At 40.7% G+C, this 26,128-nt stretch carries 18 protein-coding genes; 6 read left to right on the top strand and 12 right to left on the bottom strand.

Annotated features, from left to right (window positions below):
- The first annotated feature begins 18 nt into the window (after nucleotides 1-18).
- Nucleotides 19-912, top strand: coding sequence for a T9SS type A sorting domain-containing protein (locus OWEHO_RS09185; RefSeq protein ID WP_014202198.1), 894 nt, complete (start codon nucleotides 19-21; stop codon nucleotides 910-912).
- 36 nt (nucleotides 913-948) lie between these two features.
- Here the strand turns inward: OWEHO_RS09185 and OWEHO_RS09180 are convergent, their stop codons facing one another.
- The 4 genes from OWEHO_RS09180 to OWEHO_RS09165 are packed head-to-tail and all read right to left on the bottom strand — an operon-like array spanning nucleotide 949 to nucleotide 3,519.
- Complete coding sequence (locus tag OWEHO_RS09180; protein WP_014202197.1) at nucleotides 949-1,650, bottom strand: hypothetical protein; 702 nt, start codon at nucleotides 1,648-1,650, stop codon at nucleotides 949-951.
- Nucleotides 1,651-1,681: 31 nt separating this feature from the next.
- Complete coding sequence (locus tag OWEHO_RS09175; RefSeq protein WP_014202196.1) at nucleotides 1,682-2,386, bottom strand: hypothetical protein; 705 nt, start codon at nucleotides 2,384-2,386, stop codon at nucleotides 1,682-1,684.
- A 33-nt stretch (nucleotides 2,387-2,419) separates the two neighbouring features.
- Nucleotides 2,420-2,827 (bottom strand): NUDIX domain-containing protein, encoded by a 408-nt coding sequence (locus OWEHO_RS09170; protein WP_014202195.1) that lies wholly within the window; start codon nucleotides 2,825-2,827, stop codon nucleotides 2,420-2,422.
- Nucleotides 2,827-3,519: a hypothetical protein gene (locus OWEHO_RS09165; protein ID WP_014202194.1), complete on the bottom strand. Its 693-nt coding sequence runs from the start codon at nucleotides 3,517-3,519 to the stop codon at nucleotides 2,827-2,829. Before OWEHO_RS09165 ends, OWEHO_RS09170 begins: the two co-directional genes overlap by 1 nt.
- Nucleotides 3,520-3,667: 148 nt before the next feature.
- Between OWEHO_RS09165 and OWEHO_RS09160 the strand changes: the two genes are divergently transcribed.
- On the top strand, nucleotides 3,668-5,056 hold the full coding sequence (locus OWEHO_RS09160; protein ID WP_014202193.1) for a dipeptidase: 1,389 nt from the start codon (nucleotides 3,668-3,670) through the stop codon (nucleotides 5,054-5,056).
- A 49-nt stretch (nucleotides 5,057-5,105) separates the two neighbouring features.
- On the opposite strand, the gene OWEHO_RS09155 is transcribed toward OWEHO_RS09160, so the two are convergent.
- Together OWEHO_RS09155 and OWEHO_RS09150 are read right to left on the bottom strand one after the other, a co-directional pair.
- Nucleotides 5,106-5,972: a DUF4846 domain-containing protein gene (locus OWEHO_RS09155; RefSeq protein ID WP_014202192.1), complete on the bottom strand. Its 867-nt coding sequence runs from the start codon at nucleotides 5,970-5,972 to the stop codon at nucleotides 5,106-5,108.
- 135 nt (nucleotides 5,973-6,107) lie between these two features.
- On the bottom strand, nucleotides 6,108-8,360 hold the full coding sequence (locus OWEHO_RS09150; protein ID WP_014202191.1) for an inorganic phosphate transporter: 2,253 nt from the start codon (nucleotides 8,358-8,360) through the stop codon (nucleotides 6,108-6,110).
- A gap of 175 nt (nucleotides 8,361-8,535) precedes the next feature.
- Here OWEHO_RS09150 and OWEHO_RS09145 point away from each other — a divergent pair, with 175 nt between their 5' ends.
- The 3 genes from OWEHO_RS09145 to OWEHO_RS09135 all read left to right on the top strand — a co-directional run bounded on the left by OWEHO_RS09145 (nucleotide 8,536) and on the right by OWEHO_RS09135 (nucleotide 12,460).
- A complete protein-coding gene (locus OWEHO_RS09145; protein WP_041628131.1) occupies nucleotides 8,536-10,518 on the top strand; it encodes a thioredoxin domain-containing protein in 1,983 nt (660 codons plus the stop codon).
- Between the two features lie 119 nt (nucleotides 10,519-10,637).
- A complete protein-coding gene (locus OWEHO_RS09140; protein ID WP_014202189.1) occupies nucleotides 10,638-11,582 on the top strand; it encodes a 1-aminocyclopropane-1-carboxylate deaminase/D-cysteine desulfhydrase in 945 nt (314 codons plus the stop codon).
- Nucleotides 11,582-12,460 carry a glucosaminidase domain-containing protein gene (locus tag OWEHO_RS09135; protein WP_014202188.1) on the top strand — a complete coding sequence of 293 codons (879 nt, stop codon included), beginning with the start codon at nucleotides 11,582-11,584 and terminating at the stop codon, nucleotides 12,458-12,460. Before OWEHO_RS09140 ends, OWEHO_RS09135 begins: the two co-directional genes overlap by 1 nt.
- A gap of 174 nt (nucleotides 12,461-12,634) precedes the next feature.
- Here OWEHO_RS09135 and OWEHO_RS09130 read toward each other — a convergent pair whose 3' ends face one another.
- The 6 genes from OWEHO_RS09130 to OWEHO_RS09105 all read right to left on the bottom strand — a co-directional run bounded on the left by OWEHO_RS09130 (nucleotide 12,635) and on the right by OWEHO_RS09105 (nucleotide 24,612).
- Nucleotides 12,635-12,865: a hypothetical protein gene (locus tag OWEHO_RS09130; RefSeq protein WP_041627529.1), complete on the bottom strand. Its 231-nt coding sequence runs from the start codon at nucleotides 12,863-12,865 to the stop codon at nucleotides 12,635-12,637.
- A gap of 59 nt (nucleotides 12,866-12,924) precedes the next feature.
- Nucleotides 12,925-19,050: a right-handed parallel beta-helix repeat-containing protein gene (locus tag OWEHO_RS09125; RefSeq protein ID WP_014202187.1), complete on the bottom strand. Its 6,126-nt coding sequence runs from the start codon at nucleotides 19,048-19,050 to the stop codon at nucleotides 12,925-12,927.
- Between the two features lie 252 nt (nucleotides 19,051-19,302).
- Nucleotides 19,303-21,930, bottom strand: coding sequence for a DUF3352 domain-containing protein (locus tag OWEHO_RS09120; RefSeq protein ID WP_014202186.1), 2,628 nt, complete (start codon nucleotides 21,928-21,930; stop codon nucleotides 19,303-19,305).
- A 221-nt stretch (nucleotides 21,931-22,151) separates the two neighbouring features.
- Nucleotides 22,152-22,745 carry a hypothetical protein gene (locus OWEHO_RS09115; RefSeq protein WP_014202185.1) on the bottom strand — a complete coding sequence of 198 codons (594 nt, stop codon included), beginning with the start codon at nucleotides 22,743-22,745 and terminating at the stop codon, nucleotides 22,152-22,154.
- A gap of 139 nt (nucleotides 22,746-22,884) precedes the next feature.
- Nucleotides 22,885-23,490: a ribonuclease HII gene (locus OWEHO_RS09110; protein WP_014202184.1), complete on the bottom strand. Its 606-nt coding sequence runs from the start codon at nucleotides 23,488-23,490 to the stop codon at nucleotides 22,885-22,887.
- Complete coding sequence (locus tag OWEHO_RS09105) at nucleotides 23,491-24,612, bottom strand: glycosyltransferase family 4 protein (RefSeq protein ID WP_014202183.1); 1,122 nt, start codon at nucleotides 24,610-24,612, stop codon at nucleotides 23,491-23,493. It abuts the gene before it with no gap.
- A 52-nt stretch (nucleotides 24,613-24,664) separates the two neighbouring features.
- On the opposite strand from OWEHO_RS09105, the gene OWEHO_RS09100 reads away from it, so the two are divergent.
- On the top strand, nucleotides 24,665-26,104 hold the full coding sequence (locus OWEHO_RS09100; protein WP_014202182.1) for an oligosaccharide flippase family protein: 1,440 nt from the start codon (nucleotides 24,665-24,667) through the stop codon (nucleotides 26,102-26,104).
- Nucleotides 26,105-26,128 lie beyond the last annotated feature (24 nt).

Genomic DNA, 26,128 nt, shown 5'->3' with positions numbered 1-26,128 from the left:
AAGGGAAATAAACTCAGAATGCTTCGACTACTATTCTTTTTCTGTTTGTCGTCAACTTTAATGTTTGCCCAGCAAATTCCTAATGCTGGATTTGAAAATTGGTATGTAGTGCCCAATACAAATGGGAAAGAAGATCCTGACCATTGGGAATCTACAAATAGGTTGCTAAGTTCAAATTTCTCGGAGGGGGTTTCAAAAAGTAGTGATGCCAATTCTGGAAACTATGCGGTAAAACTTACCCCTTCGCTGGAAGCAGGAAAGTACACCCAATTGGTGCTTGGAAAATTGTCTTTGGATTCTTTGGGGAACAGCACTTTTAGGAAGTGTCCGGGGCAAGCAGTGCCACACTTGCCGTTGGTTATTAGAGGGCATTATAAATTTTCACGAGCTCAGCAAAATGTTCATGCTGGTATAAGTGTGATTTTTACCAGTGGTTGTTACAACGGTATTTATGGTTTTTACGTTTTCGGAAGTGAAGCATTGGAGCCAAATCCAAATGAATATAAACCCTTTGCGGTGCCGATTGAGTTTCATGGGAGCTCTTTTTCTGATTTGGATACTATGGTGATTTTTATACAAATTGCCGGCCCCGATACCAATGCCACCAGTAGTTTTCTTTTGATAGATGATGTATCGATTCTTGGTGAATATGTGGGGGTTGAGGAAAGTAATCACTCTCCTGAGACTGTTCAACTTTTCCCTAATCCGACTAGTGGGTACGTAACCATAGAATCACTCGCGACAGACCCATTTGCCGTAAAGGTGTACTCCCTTCATGGTAAATTGCTTTTTGAAGATTATGCTATCATGGAGAGTCAGTATCAGCTAGATCTGATTGGTCCTGCTGGAGTTTACTTTGTGGAGGTCACTTCCAGTGAGGGAAATCGTGTGTTCAAAGTGTTGAAGGAATAGTAATGCTATTTCGGCTTATTCGAAACAATGATCTGCTTATAATTCTAATGTAGTATTTACAAGAATTTTGGTGGTTCCAGAAGTCATTTCAAAATCACATAAAGTAAGGGTTGATCTGGTACTGTCCATTTCCAGATGTGCAAGTTGATTAGGTACACCAGTGAAAGAGATTACATTCCATCTTAAGAGGATGCTAACTTCGTCTACGGTATTATTTACACTTGACTCCTTGGAGATGTAGGTGCGAGATTCTGTAGGAACAGACTTTTGGCCAAAGTCCATGGTTAATTCACTATGTTGGCCATAAGCATCAATCTTGTAACTACCTGTACCTTTCATACCGCCATTTACACTGTAAAAATATAGGTCATCATTTGAGAAGGCGGATGTGAGTGTGTCCACTGGATGCTTGCAAGGTACTGCCGCAGGAACTATGGTAACGTGAGTTGAGTCAGTTATTAGATTACCATCACCGTCATAAGTGCTGGTAAAGTACCACCCATTGTCGGAACCGCGTGAGCTATCGGTTTCGTAGCTCCCATCATACTCTCTGTTTGCCGGGTGGCTAATTACATATTGGCGATCATCGTCATTTTCAGATGTTACAAATACTCTTAAGCTAGAGCCAAACTGAACTGGACTATTACTCCTTAGTTTAAATCTTACACGAGAGTCATTGTCTTTGGTACATGCGGAAATTATAATGACAAGTAAAATAAAGCGAATTAGATTTTTCATAAAGAGGTTGAGGTACTTGAATAGAATGTTTTTATAAAGAAAAAGTTAGTTTAACATCTATCCTTTCGGAGAAGGTGTCATACTGCACTAAAAAGTCGCAAACAGTGAGGATCATTCTTTCATCTTCAATTTCAACAAGTACTGGCTGACCTGGATCATTTACATGAGTTGCCCCGTATTTTATTAGGTAGCAGTAAACCTGATTTTCCTTTATGTTTGAACGATTTGAAGTAGACGCATAGGTAGAGGTTTCATCGAGAATATCATCCGATTTAAATCGAAACATCATCCATTCTGTATCGGAAAACACCCAAATCTCATATCCACGTTCAGTTATTTCTCTACTCCCACTAGTAAAGTGTTTAATGTTTCCGCTGCTATACATTACGGCATTGTTCGGAGGTGTGCACGAAATGGGAGGGTTGTCTACTTTTACTAAAATGGAATCTTTTTTTTCTGATTGCCCGGATGCTGTGACTATATACACACCGTCATCTCCAATATTGGCACTGTCTGTAGTGTAACTGGTGCCATGAGTAGTGCCAAGTGGGTGTAGTAATTCGTAATTCCAATCTGGATTGGTGACTTCAACCCAAACTTTCAGTTTCTCCCCAGCTTTCACGGGAGAATTACTTTTTATTATAATTCTTCTACCCTCGTCATCATCATCTTTTTTTAGCTTTTCGCATGAAGTAAGTAATAGGAATGTTGCAAATAAAAAATAGAGGTAGCGCAAGGTTTTAGTTTTGATTTTCAGGGTGTGAATATTTTAAATAGATTCTATAATGCGTTGGTGATCAAAAGCCAAATCAGGTAGGTCATTCAGTAAAAACCACTGAGCTTTATTTGCATCGTCAGCTGCTTTATACTTTGTTTTTGCTGGAACTTCTGCCGCAAAGGCAAAACTAATGATACGACCGCGGGGATCTCGATTTGGATTATCAAAATAACCTATAAACCGAAGCTCGGCTTCAGATACTTTTATCCCTGTTTCTTCTTTTAATTCCCTCACAGCAGCAGTTATTATAGTTTCATCTGTTTCTACAAAACCTCCAGGTAGTGCCCATTTTCCTTTGTGAGGATCATTTTTTCGTTGAATGAGTAAGATGTGTTTATTACCATTCTCGATTTTGATGATTACTACATCGGTGGTAACTTCTGTTTTCGTTATTCTCATTATTTACTGAATTGTAAATTGGCATCAATGTAAATTTTCTGACTGTAACCTCTTAAAGCAAAGTTGCAAAGACTGATGGAAATAGTTCCATTATTTACTTCAACATAAATAGGTTGATTAGTTAATGATTGAAGTTGTCCATTGGATTCCATGGTTACAAATACATCATACTCCAACATACTATATGTAGAGGAAGTTGAGATATAAGTGGCATTTCCCTGTGGACGGCTAGATTTCTTAAAGCGTAGGGTAAGTGATGTGGTGTCTGTTTGATACTTTACAGTATAATTTGGTAGGGTTGTTTCAACTGCACTATTCAGATCAAAATAAATTCCATTGTCTCCAATTAATTGATTAGTGGATGGACTACAAGGTGCAGTTAATGGGATAAGGTCGACATAGAGAGAATCTGTGCGTGTTTCGTCTCCAATGGCTTCTGCAATATAGGTTCCTCTATCACTTCCATAAGAAGCTCGGGTGTTGTAAGAAGCACCTTTATATAATCCAGTTGGGTGAAATAATCTATAGTTGTAACCCTCTTTATTACTTTCTATCCATACAGCAAGGCTATCACCAAACGGTACAGGTGCATTTGTTTTAATGATAATAGGTTCATGGTAGGAGTTGTTTTTTAGCTTGTCACATGAGCATAGCGATAGCAAAAGGAGGATAGGAAGGAGGAAATAGCGCATAGTTTTGTCTTGGCACAAATCTAAATAAAAGTGTGACAGGTAGATATAAACGTTAAAGGGTCAAGATCTGTGAGCTTTATTCTAAACTAAATTTTCAATGAGGGCTTAGGTAGGATGTTACTTTTATCTTTGGCTAAAATTTTACAATATGAGCGATCAATTAAAATATATTAAGGAGAATAAAGACCGTTTTTTAGAAGAGTTGAAGGAGCTGCTTCGCATTCCTAGCATTTCTGCAGATTCGGCTTATAAGAAGGATGTAATGGCGGCAGCTGAAGCAGTGGGCAAAAGCCTGAAAAGTGCCGGTGCCGATAAGGTGGAAATTTGTCCTACCCCTGGTTATCCAATTGTTTACGGAGAGAAAATCATCGATCCAAAATTACCAACCGTTTTGGTTTATGGGCATTATGATGTGCAGCCAGCTGATCCAATCGATCTTTGGGATAATGATCCGTTTGATCCCGTTATTAAGAAAACAGATATTCACCCTGAAGGTGCCATTTTTGCTCGTGGAGCTTGTGATGACAAGGGCCAAATGTTTATGCACGTAAAGGCGCTTGAAGTGATGATGCAAACCAATACTTTATCCTGCAATGTGAAATTTATGATTGAGGGTGAGGAAGAAGTTGGAAGCGTGAACCTAGGTTGGTACGTAGAGCGCAACAAAGAAAAATTGGCTAGTGATGTTATCCTTATTTCTGATACAGGGATGTTGGCCAATGATGTACCTTCAATTACCACAGGACTTCGCGGCTTGAGCTATGTTGAGGTAAAAGTTACAGGGCCAAACCGTGATTTGCACTCTGGTCTTTACGGTGGCGCTGTGGCCAATCCTATCAATATTCTTACGCAGATGATTGCCTCGCTGATGGATGAAAACAATCATATTACCATTCCTGGTTTTTATGATGATGTGATTGAAATCTCAAAAGAAGAGCGTGCAGAAATGGCAAAAGCTCCACATAGCGATGAAGATTACAAGCGCAAGCTTAAGATAAATGATGTTCACGGAGAGAAAGGTTACAGCACTCCTGAGCGCGCATCCATCCGTCCTACTTTAGATGTAAATGGTATTTGGGGTGGCTATATGGGCGAAGGTGCCAAAACGGTAATCGCTTCTGAGGCGTTTGCCAAAATATCTATGCGTCTTGTTCCTGATCAGCATCCGGACAAAATCACGAAGCTATTTAAGGATCACTTTGAAAGCATTGGTCCAAAGTCTGTAACAGTTGAGGTTACTCCGCATCACGGTGGTGATCCTTATGTTTCACCAACTGACAACAGAGGTTACAAAGCGGCAAGTGCTGCTTATGAAGATACATTTGGCAAAAAGCCGATTCCTGTTCGCAGCGGAGGGAGCATTCCTATTGTAGCGCTATTTGAGCGCGAGCTTGGTGTAAAATCTATCCTTATGGGCTTTGGTTTGGATACGGATGCCATTCATTCACCAAATGAGCATTATGGTGTTTTCAACTACTTTAAAGGAATTGAAACTATCCCTCAGTTCTTCAAGCACTTTGCTGAAATGGAGGATTAGGAAATATATTAGAAAGAAGAAAAGCGGCTATTTGGTCGCTTTTTTTGTTTTAGAATGATCTTAACTCTGCATAGTAGAAATTCCATGAAGGCGTATCAAGAATCATTTCAGATTCATTTAATTCATACCATGGAGATATTTTTTCGTTTTCAAGGTTTTTTACAATGTGAATGCTTTGAGCGGGCATGTAGCTTTGCGCAAGCATAAAAACTTTTTTTCCAGTTTCGTTTAGAGCAACATCTACAATAAGCATAGCATGACCTGGGCTGCCACCGCGAATAAAAACGTCACCAATACTAAGGTCTGCGATTGGTTTTGGTTTTAACTCCTTTTCAAGTGATGCCGTGCCAGCGTATATATAAACCATTGTGAGGTAATCTCTGAAGTTTTGGTAACTGTAGTCTGCTGATTTGTTACCATACCACTTGGTGGTGTTTCCTTTTACACTTATTCTCTCGCCTTTTGCCCAGCGATTATAATCAGCGCTGAAGCCATTTACAAAATGATAGGATATTTGGTCGTATTCTTTTCTTTTGAAAAAATACTCTGCACGAATCCGCATTATTGCATCTGCACATTGCTGAAGGTCTCTGTCGCCAATGTCCATATCTAGGACGGCTGCGTGTTTATTGGAGTTCTTCAAACTTCCATCGTAAAATAGAACAGGACTTTCATTGGGTTTTAATGGTAGATTACGCAAATATTCGCCAAAAGAACCTGTCAAGCAATGTTGTCTATCATAGCCGGGAGGTGGATTAAATCGCTCCAAAATAGTTGTGCCCGGAGAGTGGGATATTGGAGCTGGTGTTTGTGCTACAATGTCATTTGATGTTGTAAGAATAGAGGTGACGTTTTCTGAATTTGCTTGGCAAGCAGAAAAAATTAAGAAAATGGTAGCTAGGTTGATGTAGCTCATTAGTTACTTCTTTTTTGAATATCAGAACGATAATGTCATAGGTGAAAGTATTTAATGTCAATCACAACTAAAAAACAAAGCCCTGATGAGTTTTGATTCATCAGGGCTTTGTTATATCTATTAGCTAAATCTTATTTACACTATCGCATCTAGTATACTTCCTTCAGCATCTTTACCTCTCTGGTAATTTTGAACGATACGCCCTTTAATGGCCACTAAGTTTTTTAACAGTAAAATGTATTCAGAAAGTACAATTGCTTGCTTATGGCTAATGTGCTTTTGAGAAGAAATAACCATTAGTTGATTCAATGCATCCTGCATTTCTTCCTGAGTTTCTTTTTTAAGACGCAGCAAGTCATCGATGTTTAGCAACAAGTCTCTTTCAAGCTTTTCAGAAATCAACTTATCATAGGCCTGGTAAGACGGCTTTAGATTAAGCACAATCTTTACATAATCTTCTTCAGGCAGCGATTGATGATTTTTTTCGTGTTCGGTTATAAGGTCAACCAATGCACTCAGGTTTTTCTTCAAATCATCAATATGATGCTGATTAAACAGAAGTGCAACTCCATATTCTTCACTGTGCGAAGATTTCTTAAGCACATGCTTGTAAACCACTTTTTTGAGTTTGTCGGCTTCTGCTTCAAAGTCTTTCCAAGCATGGTTTAACTTACGAACAGGCTTTGGTTTTTCTTTCTTTATATATTTAAAAGCATGATCTACAACTTCATCTTCAAAGGCCAGTAGCTTAATAATGTCTTCTTTTAAAACTTCAAAAAGACGTTCTTGCTTTTCTGGATCAATTTCCTGAGCCTTAAGCTTAGTTTCTGCCTTTTGTTTTTTGTTGAAACGAAGGTTGCTATTTACGAAGAAAGCAAGGGCTAATACTCCCAAAAGTATAGCTACCCATGGGCCTCCAAAGTAAATACCTGTGGCAAATGCACCAGCGGTAAAGAAAGCCATCAAAGCGGTGATTAACCATCCTCCAATTACATTAAGTACTCCAGCTACACGGTACACGGCACTTTCTTGCCCCCAAGCTTTATCAGCCAATGATGTACCCATAGCCACCATAAATGATACATAAGTAGTAGAAAGAGGAAGTTTGAACGAGGTAGCTAATGCAATAAGGAAACTAGCTACAATCAGGTTGACCGAAGCACGTACCAAGTCAAAAGCAGGACGATCATAATCTGAAACTTCGGCAATCCGTTTGTAAAATCTAACGTCCATACGTCTTACAGCGCCTGCAGGCAAAGTAGTACGCATCCATGAACCCATGTTTAGTGCACCTCCCACAATTACTCTGGAAAGCAAATTGGGCTTAAACCTTTCTTCACCAGCATCCTGACGACCAAGGTTTACCTCTGTTTCAGTTACCTTTTGTGCTTTGCCTGAAAACCATAGTGTTACTACCATAATCAAACCTGCCAGCAAAAGAAAGACGAAAGGAGTTTGCACTTTTGCGCCAAGCTGATCCATCATAAACATATCTGGAGCAATACCGCTGCCATCCCAAATATTAAAAGACTGGTATCCTGCTAGTGGAACTCCAATAAAGTTTACAAGATCGTTGCCTGCAAAGGCCATGGCTAGTGAGAATGTACCCGTAAATACTACAATTTTCAGAGGGTGCGCATTTACAGTTTTTACCAAAATAAAAATCACCAAAAGGGAAATAAGGAACACCACACCCATTAGTTCAAGTGTGTGTGTGGCAACAAAATTTGAAACATCTTTACTAAGAAAAGAACTGCCCTTAGCCCCTTTTATCAAAAGGAAGTAGGTGATAATACTGATCGCAATAGAGGCAAAAATCACCCCATGGGTTTTTAGGTGTTTTTCAAATTTGAACGAAAACCAAAGTCGGCATAAGTACTGAACAATTCCACCAATGGAAAAGGCGACACCTATGGAGAGGAATATGCCCGAAATAATAGCAGTTGCTGTACTTATATTGATGGCCTCAGCCACACCAGCAAAGCCGCTAGAGGATTCCAAAGATTTCCAAATGGCAACAGCTACGGCTGCCCCTAATAAATCGAATACAATACTTACCGTAGTGGAGGTGGGTAACCCAAGCGAGTTGAAGACATCGAGGAGAATAATGTCTGCCACCATTACGGCCACAAAAATCACCATCACATCAGAAAACGCAAACATCTCGGGATTGAAAATTCCCTTACGGGCAATCTCCATCATTCCGCTAGAGGATAAGGCCCCAAACAAAACTCCGGCTGCGGCAATTATTAATATTGTCTGTCTTCCTGCTACCTTTGACCCGATGGCCGAGTTGAGAAAGTTTACGGCATCGTTGCTTACTCCAACGATCAAATCAGCAACAGCGAGAAGAACCAGAGTAATGACTACTAGTAGGTAGGGATCCATGTATTTATACCTTTAGGCGTTTGGGCGGCAAATGTCCACACTTAAGATTACCTTAATGTTAAGAATTACAAATTATATAAAAATTTATAGACCTCAAGTAATCAGCAGTTTCCTTGTATTTATCGCATTTTTGAGCGGATGCAAGGGGCCAGATGCGCAGCAAAAATCGTTAAAAATGAACACTAACCAACTTATTAATGAAACAAGTCCATACTTACTTCAACATGCTCACAATCCTGTTGATTGGAATCCTTGGGGAGAGGATGCTTTCGCTAAAGCGGAAAAAGAAAATAAGTTGGTGATTGTTAGCATTGGGTATTCAGCTTGCCATTGGTGTCATGTAATGGAGCATCAAAGTTTTGAGGATTCGGCAGCGGCAGCCCTCATGAATGAGCATTTTATTTCAATAAAAGTAGATCGTGAAGAGCGACCTGATGTGGATCAAGTGTACATGACCGCGGTGCAATTGATGACGGGACGTGGAGGCTGGCCGCTAAATGTGATTACACTTCCTGATGGGCGACCAATTTGGGGTGGAACTTACTTTCCTAAGGACGGGTGGATGCAGTCCTTGCAAAGCATTGTGGAGGTGTATCATGATGATCCTGAAAAGGTGCTGGAATATGCGGAGAAACTAACGGAAGGAGTGGTGCAGTCTGAACTTGTTAGTCCAAACGAAACACCTGGCGACTATTCCAAAGAAGAGATTGATTTGCTTTTTAAGAACTGGTCTAAAAACTTTGATAAAAAAGAAGGAGGCAGTGCTGGTGCTCCTAAGTTTCCAATGCCCGTGGGTTATGAGTTTTTGCTGGAGTATGGCTCCCTTACGGGAAATGAAGAAGCCATGCAGCAATTAAATTTAACTCTTCGCAAAATGGCCTTCGGAGGAATATACGATCAAGTAGGTGGAGGTTTTTCACGCTATAGCGTAGATGATGAGTGGAAAGTTCCGCATTTTGAAAAGATGCTTTATGACAACGGACAGCTTGTGAGCCTTTATAGCCGGGCGTATCAAAAAACTAAAAACCCACTTTATAAAAGTATCGTAATACAAACTATTGAATGGTTGGAGCGCGATATGCTAGGTCCTGATGGGGAGTTTTACTCGGCATTGGATGCTGATAGCGAAGGCGAAGAGGGAAAATATTACGTGTGGCCCGAAGTGGAGCTGAAGGAAATAATTGGCGATAGCGACTGGGAAGATTTCACAAACTACTTTGATCTTAAAAAAGGAAAATGGGAAGGCAGAATTGTACTGATGCGCAGCGATGATTCTGAAAATACCGATTCTGCTAAAGTGAAAGCCTGGGAGCAAGAATTATTGAAGGTTCGTGAAAATCGTGTGCCTCCCGGTTTGGATGACAAATCTTTGACAAGTTGGAATGCCTTGATGATTACCGGATTGGTTGATGCATACAAGGCTTTTGGAGATTCTCACTATTTGGATTTAGCCAAAAAGAACGGGGAGTGGTTGCTGAAAAATCAAGTGCGAAAAGATGAAAGCTTATTTCATTCTTACAAAAAAGGAAAGAGCAGCATTGATGGCCTTATTGAAGATTACACTTTTGCTGTTCAAGGTTTTTTGGATTTGTATGAAGCCACCTTTGATGTAAAATATTTGGAGCAGGCCAATGCCTGGATGAAATACGCCAAGGCCAATTTTGAGGATGAAGGAACTGGCTTATTTTTTACGAGAAGTAAAAATGCCAAACAGCTTATCGCAAAAAGCATGGAGGTGCATGACAATGTGATTCCTGCGGCCAACTCAGTGATGGCGCATAATCTGTTTCACTTGTATCACCTTACGGGAAATGAAAGCTATTTAGCGCAAAGCGAAAAGATGCTAGCCCAAATGGACAAAGTACGCCTGGTAACCTATCCCGAAAGCTTTAGCAATTGGGCTCGCTTGCTCTTGAACTTTAAGTATCCATTTTACGAAGTTGCCATTGTGGGCAATGAGGCGGATGAAAAATACATGGAGTGGCAAAAGCAATTTGTGCCTAATGTTTTGATTCAGGGAAGTTGGAAAGAAAGTGACTTACCATTACTCGAAAATCGTTTTGTAAAAGGCAGCACCATGATTTATGTGTGTGAGAATCGGGTTTGTCAGCTTCCGGTGGAGGAGGTGAGTAAAGCTTTAGATTTGTTGCTGAAGTAGTTTTGTTTCCCTCTGGGGAGCTTGTCCAGATTATTTTGGGAGGGTGCCTGAAAGACGGGGCAAGGAATTTATAAAGAACATAAGGGTCTTTACCTTTGCCCTTTCAAACTCAATTTCCCTTGAATTCATTCGAAAAAATAAACAGTCCTATTCAGCATGTAGATACGCTCAATGGTGTGGAAGTTTACATCAAACGCGATGACCTCATTCACCCTGAGGTGAGTGGGAATAAATGGCGCAAGCTGAAATACCATTATGAAGCATTTCGCGAAAGCAATAAAAAAGTGATGCTCACTTTTGGTGGAGCTTTTTCTAATCATATTGCTGCTACCGCTGCCTTGGGTAAGATGTATGGTTTTGAAACCAAAGCGTTAATTCGAGGGGAAGAAATTACTACTAATCCAACCCTTGACTTTTGCCGCAGCTGCGGAATGGAAATCGAGGCTATTTCGCGCAAGCAATACGATGAGCGGGACAATCCTGAGTTTTTGGGAATGCTGGGCGAGGCACTTCCAGAAGTTTACTTGGTGCCTGAAGGTGGAAAAGGAGTACTCGGCATGCGCGGCTGTCTGGATATAATGGATGAGGTGAAAGACCAATTTGACATGGTGTGTGTAGCAGGAGGAACAGGAACTACCATGGCTGGAATGATGAGCAGTGGGTACGAAACAAACTTTCAGCTTTTCCCGGCTTTGAAAGGAGGAGATTTTTTAAGGCCAGCCATTCAAAAGCACATTGTGGATTTTGGTCAAGAATTGTCAACACAAGGTTTGGGAAAAATTTCTACCCGAGCTACTCTTACATTGCAAAATGATTATCACTTTGGCGGCTACGGAAAAGTGCAGCCTGAGCTGATTCATTTTATGAATTCGCTTTACGAAAAGTACCAAATACCGCTCGATCCGATTTACACCGGAAAAATGATGTTTGGAATTTTGGACAAAATTGAAAAAGGTGAAATAAAGGCCGGAACTAAGATTTTGGCTATCCACACAGGTGGGCTGCAAGGAATAAAAGGAATGAACGAGCGTTTGCAAAAACGCGGATTACAAATAAATTATTGATGAAGTATAAATTGGTTTTGGTAATGATGATGATGGTTTCCTTGGTTTTTGCCCAAGGAAAACAGCAGGCGTATATCAAAAAATACAAGGATGTGGCTATCCGCGAAATGAAGCTTTACGGAATACCGGCCAGTATTACTTTGGCGCAAGGTATTTTGGAGTCGGGCAGTGGCGAGAGTTATTTGGCTACCAAAGCCAATAACCATTTTGGTATAAAGTGCCACACCGACTGGGATGGCAAACGTGTGTACCATGATGATGATAAAAAGAACGAGTGTTTTAGATCATATAAAGATCCTGATGAGAGCTTTAAGGATCATTCCTTGTTTTTGAAAAACAGGAGTCGTTATGCTTTTCTTTTTGAAGAATCACCAACGGATTATAAAGCTTGGGCTAAAGGTTTGAAAAAAGCGGGATATGCTACAAATCCTAAATACCCCAAATTGCTGATAGATTTGATTGAGCGCTATGAACTTCACAAGTATGACCTTAATGGCTATAATGCCAATCCTCACGGTGAGGAAAAGGAGATTGCGGTGGCCTTGATAAATGTGTCTACCAATGGTGTAAAATACATTGAAGTAGGTGAGGGCGAATCTTTAGAGTCTATTTCACTGAAGACGCAGGTGAAAATGAAAAGACTATTGAAGTACAATGATCTTTCATGGGATGCCAAGGTGAGCGAAGGACAACGTTTGTACACGCAGCCAAAGCGGAAAAAGGCTGCTCGTGATTTTAATTATCACAAAGTGGAGGCGGGAGAGGATATGCATTCTATTTCCCAAAAATTCGGGATTAGATTGGAGTATCTATACAAGCGAAACAACATGAAAGTAGGTGAGCAACCGAGAGTTGGGACTACTTTGTACTTGAGATAACGAGGAGAAACTCGAAGCTCTAAATCCGAAATGCTAAATAAAATTGAAATTCTAAAAGGAGAAGTTCAAGAAAGCCAAGGATTGTTGCTTTAAAAAGGGGGTTGGTAAACAATAGCTTAAAAGCTTTGCTTCTTAGCGACTTTGCGTGAAGCAATGCACGCTGTCATTTTATAACTACTCCAATTCCCGCTTAGGCGTAATTTTTTTAAGAATGGTAGAAAGGATTAAGCTGTAAAGCACAAAGGCCAGAAATATAACAAAGCCCGGTTGCAAGGACGTCAGGTTTGTAGCGATAGAACTCACCGATTGTGAATCCATATTTAGTATTTCCAGTTGGCTGTCCAATATTCTGCTGAAGCCTACAAAGCTCATAAAGTATAAATCCAGCGCAATTGTTTGGCTCATAAAATAAAGAGGCTGCTCAAAATGAGACAGCCTCTGTAGGGTTATGGTTTTGGATCAATTTAGAACTTCATCACTCGCTTGCTTTGGTAGTTTGTATCCCCAGATTTTACTCTGATAATATACATTCCATTAGCAAGTTCGCTTAAGTCAATATCCATGATGCCTGTTTGTGGGTTTACCAAGGAGCGATTCATGATCACCTTACCATTCAAATCAAGCACGGTAACTGTGTTGTCTCCAGTGGGGCTTTCAATTAGATCAATAATTACTCTACCTGTGGTTGGGTTAGGATAAATATTAAAGTTCACTTGAAGGTCGTTTGCTTTTTTATCTTCATTCCCATTTCTTTCAGAGGTGGTTTTACGGATTACAGGGCTTCCTGCTTTGTCTAAATCTAATCGTAAGGAGAAGCCACCTTTGTCAGTAATACCTTTATTGCGAAGAGCTACAGTAACGTAATTATCTCCTTTACGAAGTATGTTGTCAAAGTCAACACTTTCTACTTGGTCAAACAAGTCTCCTCCGGCATTTCCGTTGGTTATGGTACCTCCTGCTTGAAAGTCTACATCATGGGCTGCAAGAGTGCGGTCACTGTAGTTTGTAGAATAGTCTGCCGCGATCAATACCCCATTTACATAAATCATCACACTTTCATCAAATGTAGAACGTAGTCGCACATTTACATCGGCAGAATCCATAATGGTAAATCTTCTGGTATAGTAGGTTACATCAGTACCAGACTTTATCGCAAATGAGCCAGGTACTTCTTCGATACTATAATATCCATATGGTTGACCAAGCATTACATTTTTAGTGAATGTATTTGCAGCTGGAAGACCACTAACGCCAGACCAGTTAAAGCTAGTTCCCCCTGGAGTGGTTACTGTGCTTTCCATCCACTCTATATCAGAAACCAAGTATCCGGTAAGTTCTGGCATATAAGCTTCACCGGTTTTTAGCTCCATGCGGAAACTGAAACCACCTTTGTCAGAAGTTTGTGGTGCATTTCTAAGAGCAATTATAAGCTCATTTTCTCCAGCTACTACTACTGAATCCAAGCGGTAATTATTCACGATATCAAATTCCATATCACCATTGTGACCATTGTCCTGATCACCATTTTGAAGAAGAACTAAGTTATGAGGAAGACCTAAAAAGTTTGCTGTGGTTCGGTTAGCTTCACGTGCTATCATGTGTCCGTTTATGTAAATTTCCATTCCATCATCCATACGTGAGATGATTTGTGCAGCTACACCTGTGTCAACATTCAGATTAAAAGTAGTTCTGAAAAATCTAATTCCATTGTCTCCACGCAATACCCGAGCACCATCAACACTGTCAATAGAGTGATAGTGGTACGGCTGACCTACAACTGCAGGAAGGGTGTAAGTAGATACGTCAGGAAGAGTGGTAACCCCTCGCCAAGGGTAACTATATGCATCTACAGTGTTAACCTCTGTGCTCATCATCCAGCTTGCGTCTGATACGATAAGTAGGCTATCCGCTTGAGAAGAAGGTGCAACACATGACCCTGGAACCGGCTGAAACCCTTGAGCTACATCATTGTCAGTTCCATTGTTTAAGAATGGGCTGTAAGTTAAAAAGCCATCTAAAAGAGCCTGAATTGAAGCATCATCGGTTGTTCCATACCAGTTGCAGGTAGCATCTAATGTGGCGGCAGCATCACTCTCAATGGCTTTGTCTGAAATGCTGGTAATACTATTTTCATTGATGGTAGCAGAGGCGGTAGAACCTCCAGCTTCATATACACCAATGCCCGTAACTACATTCATCACGGAGTTTCCAGAAACAGTGGCAGTAGCATTTGTGCCACTTGACTGAACAATTACCCCATAATTACCATCTTTTATATCATTATTGGTAATAGTAGCATCTCCATTGAAATCATAAATGTGTGCATCATTGCTGTCAAGATTGTTACCATCAACTTCAATACTTCCTGCGTTTGCATAAAGTAACATTCCTGTAGCCGTCCAGTTATTTGGAGTATACCAAAATCCCTTCACTACGTTGTTTTTGATTTCGCCACCAGCGGTGCCATAAAATTGAATTCCGTTTTGCGCAGGCAATGGAGTTCCAATAGCACCGGCTCCGGTTATCATATTGTCATTTACATAGCCAGTAAGGTCAGCTCCAGAAAGAGATATAGCATTTTTTTGGCAATCTCTTATCATAGAGTTTTTAAGAGTAAGTGTGCGAGCTGTACCGCTAGAAGCATCGGCAAATAGGCCTATCCCATGTTGGTTTCCATTAAATGGAGTTTCGATAACACTAGTGATTTCAATATTATCTAACGTACCACCAGCGTTGCTGTAGCCTACTCCTTGATAACGGTAATTGCTATTTCCTTTACCGTCACCATCCACAGTGAGGTCTTTGATGTTTACACTGTCTGCATCATGTACATATACAATTGGATAATTGTCACCTGATGTAGTAAAGAACAAAGGCATATTGGCTGAACCCAAAATGGTAGTAACACCTATTCCGGCACCAATTATTTCCACATCTTTTGTTATCTCTACCTGTTCGGTGTAAGCACCTGCATCTACATATATAGTGTCACCTGCATCCGCGGCATTTATAGCAGCTTGGATTGTTAAATATGGTGCTAAGCTTGTTCCGCTATTAGCATCATTTCCTACTGCAGTAGTGAAAATGTCACCAGTTGTGTTGTTGTCATTTACATAAAGAGCAGTTAAATTAACTGTACAAGCACCAGGTGCTGGCTGGAAGCCTATTGCCCCTGAGTTATCAGTTCCATTCGTTAAGTATGGTTCAAAAGTTACAGTACCTGTGTTTTTTGAAGCAATTGTTGCTGAGCTTGTCGAACCCCACCAGTCACAAGTGGAAGCAACTGCGTTTGAAGATCCATTTAATACCCCAAACACGGCTCCCGACAAGTCATTCTCTGTTAAAGTAATGCCCTCTACTGCAGGGGTTGCTGAAACTATACCTAAAGCCGTATGACTATTTGTGAATGTATTATTCTGAACGCTTATGTCCTCCACACCTTGTCTGAAATGAATACCACGATATTGATCATTTGTATTAATAACCGCAGCCGTAAAATCGTGAAATATATTATTTTCAATTACCAGACCCGCAGAATTCGGACCACTGAAGCTAGTACCAAAAACATCAATACCACGCATATAGAGAGTACCGCTAAAGTCATAAGCACTTATGCCCGTAAAGGTATTACTTCTGATTACTCCACCATTTATAGTGGTAAGCTGTAAACCAAATCCATTAACATTTATAGTGTTGTTTTCAATAGTCGGGTTATCAAGGTCATTCATATTAATGGTCGGTAAATTGGTAGCCGCAAAATAGTTCCCACTAATTGTTAAATCTGAGGCACCTCCAAAAATGGCTGCTGCGTTACTACCCATAAAATCATTGCCATCAACTAAAATATTTTTAAGTCCCGAGGCACTTCCATTGAAATAAATAGCACCAGTGCCACCTTGCACTCCTGAGAACCTATTGTTTCTAATTATCCAATTTTCCCGAGTAGCCGTACCTATAAAATGTAACATTTCAAGTCCGGAACTAGCCGTGTTCTCAATTAAACAATTTTGTAAAATGAAATTATCAGCAGCTACACCAGTATTTCTGATTACCCGTACGCCAGCCGAGCGAATATGCAAACCATCAATTGTGATATTATCTGTATTAATAAGTAGGCTTCCTGTCATAGTAACTACTGATTCAGTAACCCTTCCCGCAGGAATATTTCCAGAACCTGAGGCCGCATGGTTACCCGAATTACTACCTACAATGGTCAAACTTTTAGTCATTGTCAAAGCTGCTAGTGTATAATCCCCAGCATCTACATAAATAGTATCGCCAGATGAGGCTGCGTTTACTGCTGCCTGAATGGTTAAATACGGAGCTGAACTTGAGCCGTTGTTTGCGTCATTTCCCACAGCTGTGGTGTAAATGTCACCAGCGATGTTATTGTCATTTACATAAAGTCCAGTTAGGTTAACTGCACAAGCCCCTGGAACAGGCTGGAATCCTTGAGCCATATCATTATCAGTTCCATTGTTCAAAAATGGAGTGTAGTTTACAAGTCCAACTAAAAGAGCCTGAATGGCTGCATCATCGGTAGTTCCGTACCAGTTACAAGGGGCGTTTACTCCGCCAGTTGATGCACCGTTATAAATGGCTTTATTGCTATTGCCGGTCAAGTTGTTATTCGTGATGGTAATGTTTTGTCCTGTAAGGTCTTCACCATTTTTTACAGCTACACCATTGTAAGAATTGGTGAGGTTGTTGTTTTGAATGGTAATCGGACCAGTAAAGGCTGTGCCGTACAATCTTATAGCCCCTTTGTCGGATCCATTGCCTGTGTTTGTATTAGAAATGGAATTGTTTTCGATAGTAACGTTTCCGCAAGTTCCTGCAAGTTGTAAACCTTGATTCGTGGTATTTGAAATTTCGTTTCCAGAGATGGTTAAGCCATCAGCAGAAGGGGTTTGTATTCCACTGTATCCCGTAGGGGTTCCATTGTAAGCGAGGTCTATCTTGTTGTCAGCAATTAGAGAAGTGCCATATATACCTCCTAAGAAAATACCTGATGAAAGCGTATTTGTGAGTCCATCAATCAAATTACCTTTTACCGTAACATTTCCGGTGGCTGAGCTTATTCCTGAACGGATGGCGTCTTTATCATTATCAATAAAACGGTTGTTCTCGAATGTGAAGTTGTTCGAATTACCATAAATATATATCGTCCAGGTACTCGTGGCTGGTACTTCGAAAAACTCAAAACCACTTATGGTAACATCAGTGGTTGCGCTAATATTAACTCGTTGTAGAAGAATTGCTTCTGAAACTCGTGTTCCATTTACCGCGCTGATGTTATCATTGGGGCCAAACAGTGTTAGTGCCTTGTCTATCAGTAAAACTTCATCGTAAGTGCCGGCTGAAGCTACAATTGTATCTGTAGCGTTAGCAGCATCTACAGCGGCTTGAATACTGCAGAAAGATGTGTTTTGTGTAATGTTGCTTACAGAAGGAGCTCCATTAGAGGTCGTAGTAAGACTTGCGTCTGTGTAGAATGGGGCAAGAGTTACATTATTTGGAACATATTTCCCCGCTCCACAAGCATTGTTTACAGGATTGTTAGGACCTGAGGCATCTCCCCAATAGTTTAGTGAAGCGTCTACGGCATTTGAGCCGGTGGCCATCCCTACAAGGTAATTTCCGTTAAAGATATTGTTGTCGATAGTATAACCAGTACCTCGAGTTCTTAAGGCTGCATACCATGAAACGGTTGTTCCATTAAAAGTGTTTCCACTAATGGTGTTGGTCCCTACTAGGTCAAGCGTTACAAGCATATTTCCTTGATCGGTTGGTGAAATTGGGTTTCCTGAATTGTCAGTAGTACTTTGGCCACCAGTTACCGTAGAAATCACATTGTTGGTGAACGTGAAGTTCATGGTATTGGTAGTTCCACCGCCACCACCAAATACCACCGCTTGGCGAGGTACATTTAGCAAGGTGAATTGAGCTCCAGACCCTACACCTGCAGGGTTTGCACCATTAAAGGTTTGACCAGATATTAGGTTGTTATCAATAACAATATTGTTATTTGATGCGTTGTGTTCGCCCATCAAGCCTGCGTCACCTCTTGCTTCAATCTCATTATCAATAATGGTGATGTTGGATTGGGTGCCTTGCAGATATATTGCGGCTTTTTCTAGCCCTGCAGGACCGTCAATTCCAATTATATGAAATCCTTGGCTCATTGCACCAATTTGAATATTGTTTCCACCGGTTGGAAGGAAAATAGTACCTAAACCAGAACCGTTATTGTCGCCATCAATTATGGTAGCTCCACTGCCTGCGCCCAGTAAAGTGAGTGATTTGTCTACAGAAACATTCTCATTATAAGTTCCTGCATCTACATAAATAGTGTCTCCAGATGAGGCTGCGTCAATCGCACTTTGAATGCTTAAATATGGCGAGGCCATAGTTCCGCTGTTTAAATTGCTACCTACTGCAGTTGTGTAGATGTCTCCTGCGGTGTTATTATCATTTACATAATAGGAGGCTGCGTTGGCCGAGTGAGATCCTGCTGCAAAAAATACAGAGCAGAATAAGGACAGGCTGCTCTTGCGCCAAAGCGCAGAGCCAGAGGTAATGTTTTGCATAGTAATTAGTTTTGGTTATTAAAAATACAGTTCATGCAAAGTGCAAGAGTGTACGATTGCGATTACAGGGAAATACTATGCCGAACGAATTAATTATACGTAAAACATCTGCTTATCACCATGTTGGTGTATTTGTTTGTAGGAAAAGTATTCCTATGATGGGAACTATAGGTTTAATACAGGAATAATTCTAGATAAAGTAAATCCGGAAAAAATAAATTCCAGAAATAGAAAATAGAGTGCTGCGAAAACTTAATTCACCCGATAGCACACCAATGTGCCATCCTCGGTATAAGTTACAATATTGATGGCGCCATCTTGCTTGAGGGATCCCATGTCGAATGGCCCTTGAGCATATACAGGGAAACCTTCTACCAGTTCACCTTTTTTATTGAAGAGACGTATTTCGTCAGCACTTTTGCTAAAGGCTGCAGCATAAAACTCATTTCCAAAAATCATCACTTTCGGGCGTGTTGAGATATCGCCATCTAGCTCAGCAGACCAAGGCTGGTTGTCACTTTTTATGATGAGTTTTTCATCATGACTAAACACATATTTTTCGTCAAAGTAGATGAAGTAGTCAGCGGGGTTTTCTTCATCCAGATATAGATTGTCAGCAGTTCCACCTGGTATTATAGAATATAATTTTCCATCCGGGCCGTTGGCCAGCATTTCCGATTTTGCCAATGATTCTCTCTCTTTAAGGAAGAAAGGTATTTGCAATTTGGGTAAACCCTCTACCGGCTCAAATCGCTGCTCACCTCTTCGGTTTAGTTGTAACAATTGGCCACCATCATTTAATACCACTATCACATCTTTTTTACTTACCGTAAAATGTTGAGGTTGGGTAATTAATTCATGCTTTGAAGCTTTAAAGTTCCAGCCTTTTACTTCTTTGCCATCTACACCGTAGTTTTTTAAATTTTTGCCGCAGGGCACCACCAGGCGGTAATTACGCGCCATATCATAATTAAAAACTCCCACAGGAGCGGTAGCTGGCTCTTTTAACTTTACAGGAAAATTCTCAACATCACGGCCGAGGCGGTCAATCACGTAAAGAGTTTCGCGTGTGTTGAGCACCATCTGCAGTTTGTTGTTTTTGTAAATATCTATTTGAGTGATGTTGCCCATAATTGGGCCATCCAGATTTTTAGTCCAAAGCAACTTGCCGCTATAATCTATAAGGTAAAGCCTGTAATCTTTATCCTGAACAGCCACATCATATTTGGCATTGGTGTAATTTTTCAAAAACTGAGGAGTATTGGCTGCATCACTCTGCAACTCTACATTCCACAAGCGAGCTACTCGCTCTTTCCGCTGGGTAGATTGCAGCATGTAAAAGTTGGTTAGGGCGGCATCGTCATCTACATTGATCTGTAAGGCAGCCCAGCGGAAGTTGCTCAGCTTGTCAAAATTCTTTTCCAGAATTTTAGCATCACCTCCCTCTAAACTTGTAGAAGCGTAATTTAAAAACCCGGGACTGGAAGCAATTATTTTAATGTGTGACTCAGAAGGCAGGCTGGCGCTAAAGTTTTTGAACTCTTCATCAGCACCTAAAGTTTTACCATCCACCATATCATTTATGATTCCCTTCATGCTGCTAAGGTCTTCCGCAAAAAGCGCAAAACCATTGCTCACAATAAAGTAGGGGTAATGAAAGTCGGTGAATATAGGTCCGTAAAAGCGGGGTAGTGCATTTTCAGCTTTCAGTTTTTTGATGATAATTCCACGGTAGCCTTCTATAAAATCAGTGGCTAAAGAATCCAACGCTTCACGGGCATCATCTTCATCGCGGTGTTTAAAATAGGCTACATAATTAATACGGCCACCTTCACCTGTGGTGGTGAAAATCCCCATTTCGGAATCCACCCACTCGAGTAGATGTTTGTTGTGGTCAAAATCTAATTTCTCTAAAAGTTGCTCATGCTTGCGTAAGCGTCCTGCACTTTCCAGATATGCTAAATAATTGCGATAATACTGCTCTGCATTGGCAAAGGTGTGCGATACCCAAAGCCCGCTGGCGGCAGGAACAATTTGCTGCCCTTCTGTTTCACGAGCTTTCACCTTTTGGAAAGACTGTAAGAAATAGGGCTCATTTTCTGGAAATAGGATAAGACCACTCATCAAAAGCTCTTTGTTGTAGGCCTGAATATCCAACTCGGCCCAGCTACCCATCCGACTTATAAACTGCTGATTTCCGAGTGGGAGTTTGGTTTTTAAAAATTCAGGAAGCTCTTTTAGGTTGATATAAAGATTCGCAAGGTCCTTTTTGTTGCTAGTATTGTACAGCTTTTGAAATTGTAGGTTTTGCTTAATGTTAAACTCGCTATTTACTTGACGAATACCTTCTTCGAGCAAGAAGCTGCTGGTGCTAAAAAGGAGTAGGTTGCGGTAAGAGGAAACGTAGTAATTCTTGCTTTTATCTTCTTTATAAAAGTGATACACTTCAGCTTCGCTGTAGGTTTTTTGCGAAACCTTATAAACTGAACTCAATCTTTTACCTATTGACTTTTCAAAATCCTTATTACCTAGAGCGATAAAAAGTGCTCCATATTTTTCGGCACCACTTAGTGCAATGGCCATTATTACAGGTCGCTTTTTTAAAAAGTCTGTTACACTATCCGTGTCAAAATTTCCTTTGAGGGATTTCAATTCTTCTGCAAAAGCAAGGATAGGCGGCAAGCTGTCTATCTGGCTGTACATGCTGGTTTGGCTTATGCTATTCAAAGCCTCACCAATGCTGCGGCTTTCCAAAACTAAAACGGAAGATTTAGGAACGGCAGAATACAAATCAGCGCTGGTGGCCGCATCTTTTTTGCAGGAGCTAAATAGGAGTAGAGTTGAAGTTAGAGTGAGAATCCAGTATTGGAAAAGCTTCATAGTGGTGGCCTAATTTTGGACAAAAATAAAGCAATTTTAACGGCTACAAACTCAGTTTTATTTGAGTTGCCAACAAGCTAAAACCTTGAAGTTGATAAGCTATGGTTTCCTATTTTTCCTAATCAACCAGCGTTTCTCGAATAACACCTATGCATACTTCAATTTCTTTTTTCGAAATCGAACCGAGAGTCTTGATGATTTGTGATTCATGAATGGGTGGCTCACCCTCCTGACATTCCAATATAAAAGTCTTTTCCTTCGGCACAGTTCCATGTTTCATTCTGGTTAAAAAGGAAATTTTCCTTAATGCAATCTACGGTAGACTCTATCTCATCAACAGTTAAGATTCTTTTGGAATGGATTAAATATTGCTCAAAGGGTTGGCTTCTGCCAAGTTTTAACTCGTAGGAGATTTTTTTTGCCACATTTGCTGAAATCAAAAGGTATTGGGTTTTAAAAGAACCTTGAAGTGTAAATTGAAGAAGGATTGTACCTAGATCAAAATTCAATTTAAAATATCCGCTTTCATCTGGTACGTACGGTTCCATTTGGCTAGAGTCTCTTGGGTCAAGTCTCCAAATTAAAGTTTGTAGGGCTGAGTCTCTATAGTCGCTTATAGTTCCTTCAATAGTTAAGTAACCATCCTGTTCTAAACTATCAGTTAGGGTAACGATGTTCGGCTCTTCAGAGTAGTTTAATGTTAACCAGTACTCATAGGGAGATGCTGTATCCCAGTCGCGATAGTTTAGTTCATAAGATTGTGCAATTGCCATTGAATAGGAAAAGCACAAAATGGTGATAAACTTTAGTTTCATTTAATTGACTTAGAGTTAAGTGCAAATTTGCGTTGTGCTGTTAAAGGGGTTAGATGGTTATAAGGGAAAGTCAAGTAATTATCGCTATCTAATTTCCGCAAAAAAAAAAACCTTAACACACAAAGCTTCAACTCTTACCCTAAAATTCCAACTTCACCTGCCTTGCCAACAACCTAAAGCTCTGACGATGATAAGGCGTGGTTCCATATTTTTCGATGGCAGCTCGGTGGTCCATCGTAGGGTAGCCTTTATTTTTTTTCCAGCCGTATTGTGGAAATTCTTCAGCCAACTTAGCCATGTATTCATCACGGTGGGTTTTGGCTAAAACAGAGGCTGCAGCAATGCTTTTAAACTTACCATCACCTTTAATAATACAATGATGGGCAATATTCGGATAGGCGTTAAAACGGTTGCCATCAATCAGTAAAGCCTGCGGAACGATCTTTAATTGTTCTACCGCGCGGTGCATCGCCAGGAAGGAAGCATTTAGAATATTGATTTTGTCAATTTCTTCGTGAGTTACTGAAGCCACAGCCCAGGCCAAAGCTTTTTCCTCAATAATAGATCGAAGTTCTTCGCGGTGGGCTTCTGTCATTTTTTTGGAATCATTCAGCAGCTTGTGACGGAAATTGGGTGGCAAAATAACCGCAGCGGCAGTTACGGGCCCAGCCAAGCATCCTCGTCCGGCTTCATCACAGCCAGCTTCTATTAATCCTTTAGTATGGCAGTTTAGTAGTCGTGGCATTTATTGATTCATCGTTTGGGTGATGCAGTCCCACATCATTTCTGCTGAGCGTTCCCAAGTAAAAAGTGTGGACCGCAATTTTCCTTTGGCAATGAGGTCCGCTCTTACCTCGGGTTTATCCACTTCGTGCATGGCATTAGTGATAGCCTGTGTGTCGCTGGGGTCACACAGTAGGGCAGCATCTCCGGCCACTTCGGGCATTGAGGTGGTGGTGGAGGTTACTACCGGAACTTCACACTTAAAAGCCTCTACAATCGGAATCCCAAATCCTTCAAAATTGGACACGAATAACAAAGCAGCTGACGCGGCTAAAACTTTGTTGAGCCCTGAGCCTTCCAGTCTTCCAGTAAAAATGATGTCTTCCCGAAAGGGGTGATTTTCATAAGCGTTAGCAATGTCATCGCTCCAAAACATTTTTTCGCCAACAATCACAAACTTGTTGTGTCCACCACCTTCCCGGTATTTAGCAAAAGCCGCCAACATGCCGGTTATATTTTTTCTCGGGTTTAGTGCGCCCACAAAAATGAAGTAGGGTTTTCCCTCGCTTATTTCTGCACGAACTGTTTTTATTTCCTCCGCTTTAAGCGGAAAGAAGAAGTCTCCACAGCCGTTATACACCAAATCGATTTTATTTGGAGATACTTCATATAGCGTGCTGATGTCGTCTTTGGAATATTGTGAAACGGTGGCCACACGGTCAGCCCTGTGCGCATATTTTGGAAAATACTTTTGGTAATATTTCCCCGCTAGCTTCGGGATATTCTCCGGGTTATGCTCAAAATTCAAATCATGAATCACCGAAATACTCTTCACATTACTCTTTAGCGAAAGGTATCCATCGGGCGAAATGAAAAGGTCGGGTTTATGCTTTTTAAATATTCGTGGCAAGCTGTATTCATACCAAATGTGCCACAAAATAGGATGACGCGCCTGCGGAGAAACCACAATTGGCGTGATGTTGTCAGAAAATATAAAGTGCTCCTTATATTGTCGGTCAAATAGAAATAGCCACTCTACCTCAGGATGATTTTGAGTGAGTCGTTTGAATATTTCAAAGGTAAACCAACCTATGCCTTCCAGTTTGTTGGGAAGGAGGAAACGGGTGTTGACAGCTATTTTCACGCTTCAAATATAGCGTCAATAAAACTTTACCTTTGGCCGTTTTTAAAACCTTATGCAGAAGAAGTTTGTAAGTAGTCTTCTTTTATTGCTGTTGCTCAATCTACTAGTAAAGCCGCTGTGGATTTTTGGCATCGACCTCACCGTTCAAAATAGGGTTGGGGCAGAGGCTTATGGGCTTTATGCCGCTATTTTTAGCTTCACTTTTGTGTTCAACATTCTGCTCGACCTTGGGCTAACACATTATAATAACCGAGCCATAGCACAAAATCCCGGTGAGGTAGCCCGAAATTTCTCGAAGCTTACTGGGCTTAAATTCTTTTTAGGTTTTGTTTACATTTTGGTTGCACTGGTTGTTGGCTATTTTCTCAAGTACGCATCTCAAGCGTTTTATCTGCTTCTGATTTTGTCTATCAATCAGTTTATTTCGTCTTTCATTCTGTTCCTGCGCTCACACCTTTCGGGTCTTCATCTTTTTAAAGCTGATTCTTTGATGAGCATTCTCGACAAGGTTTTGATGATTGCTACCTGCGGTATATTGCTTTTTGGCGGAGTAATGACACGTGATTTTACTGTTGAGGATTTTGCTTTGGCCCAGTTGGGTAGCTATTTGCTTACTGCGCTTATTGGTTTTGTTTTGGTATTAAAAAAAGCGGGGAGTTTCAAATTGCAAATCAACTTTTCATCTTATTTGGTTGACCTGAAAAACAGCTTGCCGTATGCAGTGCTTATTTTACTCATGGCGCTCTACACACGTGTAGATAATATTATGATTGAGCAAATTTCTGGTGCATTTGAGAATGGTATTTATGCACAAGCCTTTCGTTTGCTGGATGTGGTAAATCAGGTTAGTTATCTGATGGGTGTTTTGCTGCTGCCCATTTTTGCAAAAATGTTTAGCAACAAGGAGGACGTTACCAAACTTTCCAAATTGGCTTTTAGCCTAATTTTTATTGGAACGATGGGGGTGGTAATAGCCGCTACCGCCAGCGCAGAAGGAATTATGAATTTTCTGTACGTAGATCATGTGTTGAAGTCTACAAATGTTTTTAAGATTTTAATATTGAGTAGTATCGCCTTCGGTTCTACCTACGTTTTCGGAACAATGCTTACGGCACGCGGAGATATCCGCACGCTGAATATTGTGGCGATGTCAGGTTTTGGGCTCAACATTATTCTCAACTTTATTTTTATAAATAAATATGGCGCTATTGGCGCAGCTTGGGCTACAGTGGTTACACAGTTTGCTACTGCTGGAATACAACTATGGCTTTCTCTTCGTTTAGTGAAAATCCGATTTGAGATGATGTATTGGATGCGGCTTTTGGCATTCACGGGCTTGGCTATTGCCGTTCCCTTTTTGCTTAGTAATATATCTCTGTTGTGGTGGGTTTATTTGCCCCTAAATGCATTCGTAATATGGCTGTTAGCATTACCTTTGGGGCTTTTCAACTTAAAGGCCGCAATAGAATTAATGCAAAGCCGTTTCAGGTGAGCCGCTTAGTGGGCGGTTTTTCTA

It is taken from the genome of Owenweeksia hongkongensis DSM 17368 (assembly GCF_000236705.1).
In the GTDB taxonomy this organism is placed as follows: Bacteria; Bacteroidota; Bacteroidia; order Flavobacteriales; family Schleiferiaceae; genus Owenweeksia; species Owenweeksia hongkongensis.
The sequence above is the reverse complement of the archived record's forward strand: the minus strand, read 5'-3'. Positions and strand labels throughout refer to the sequence as shown.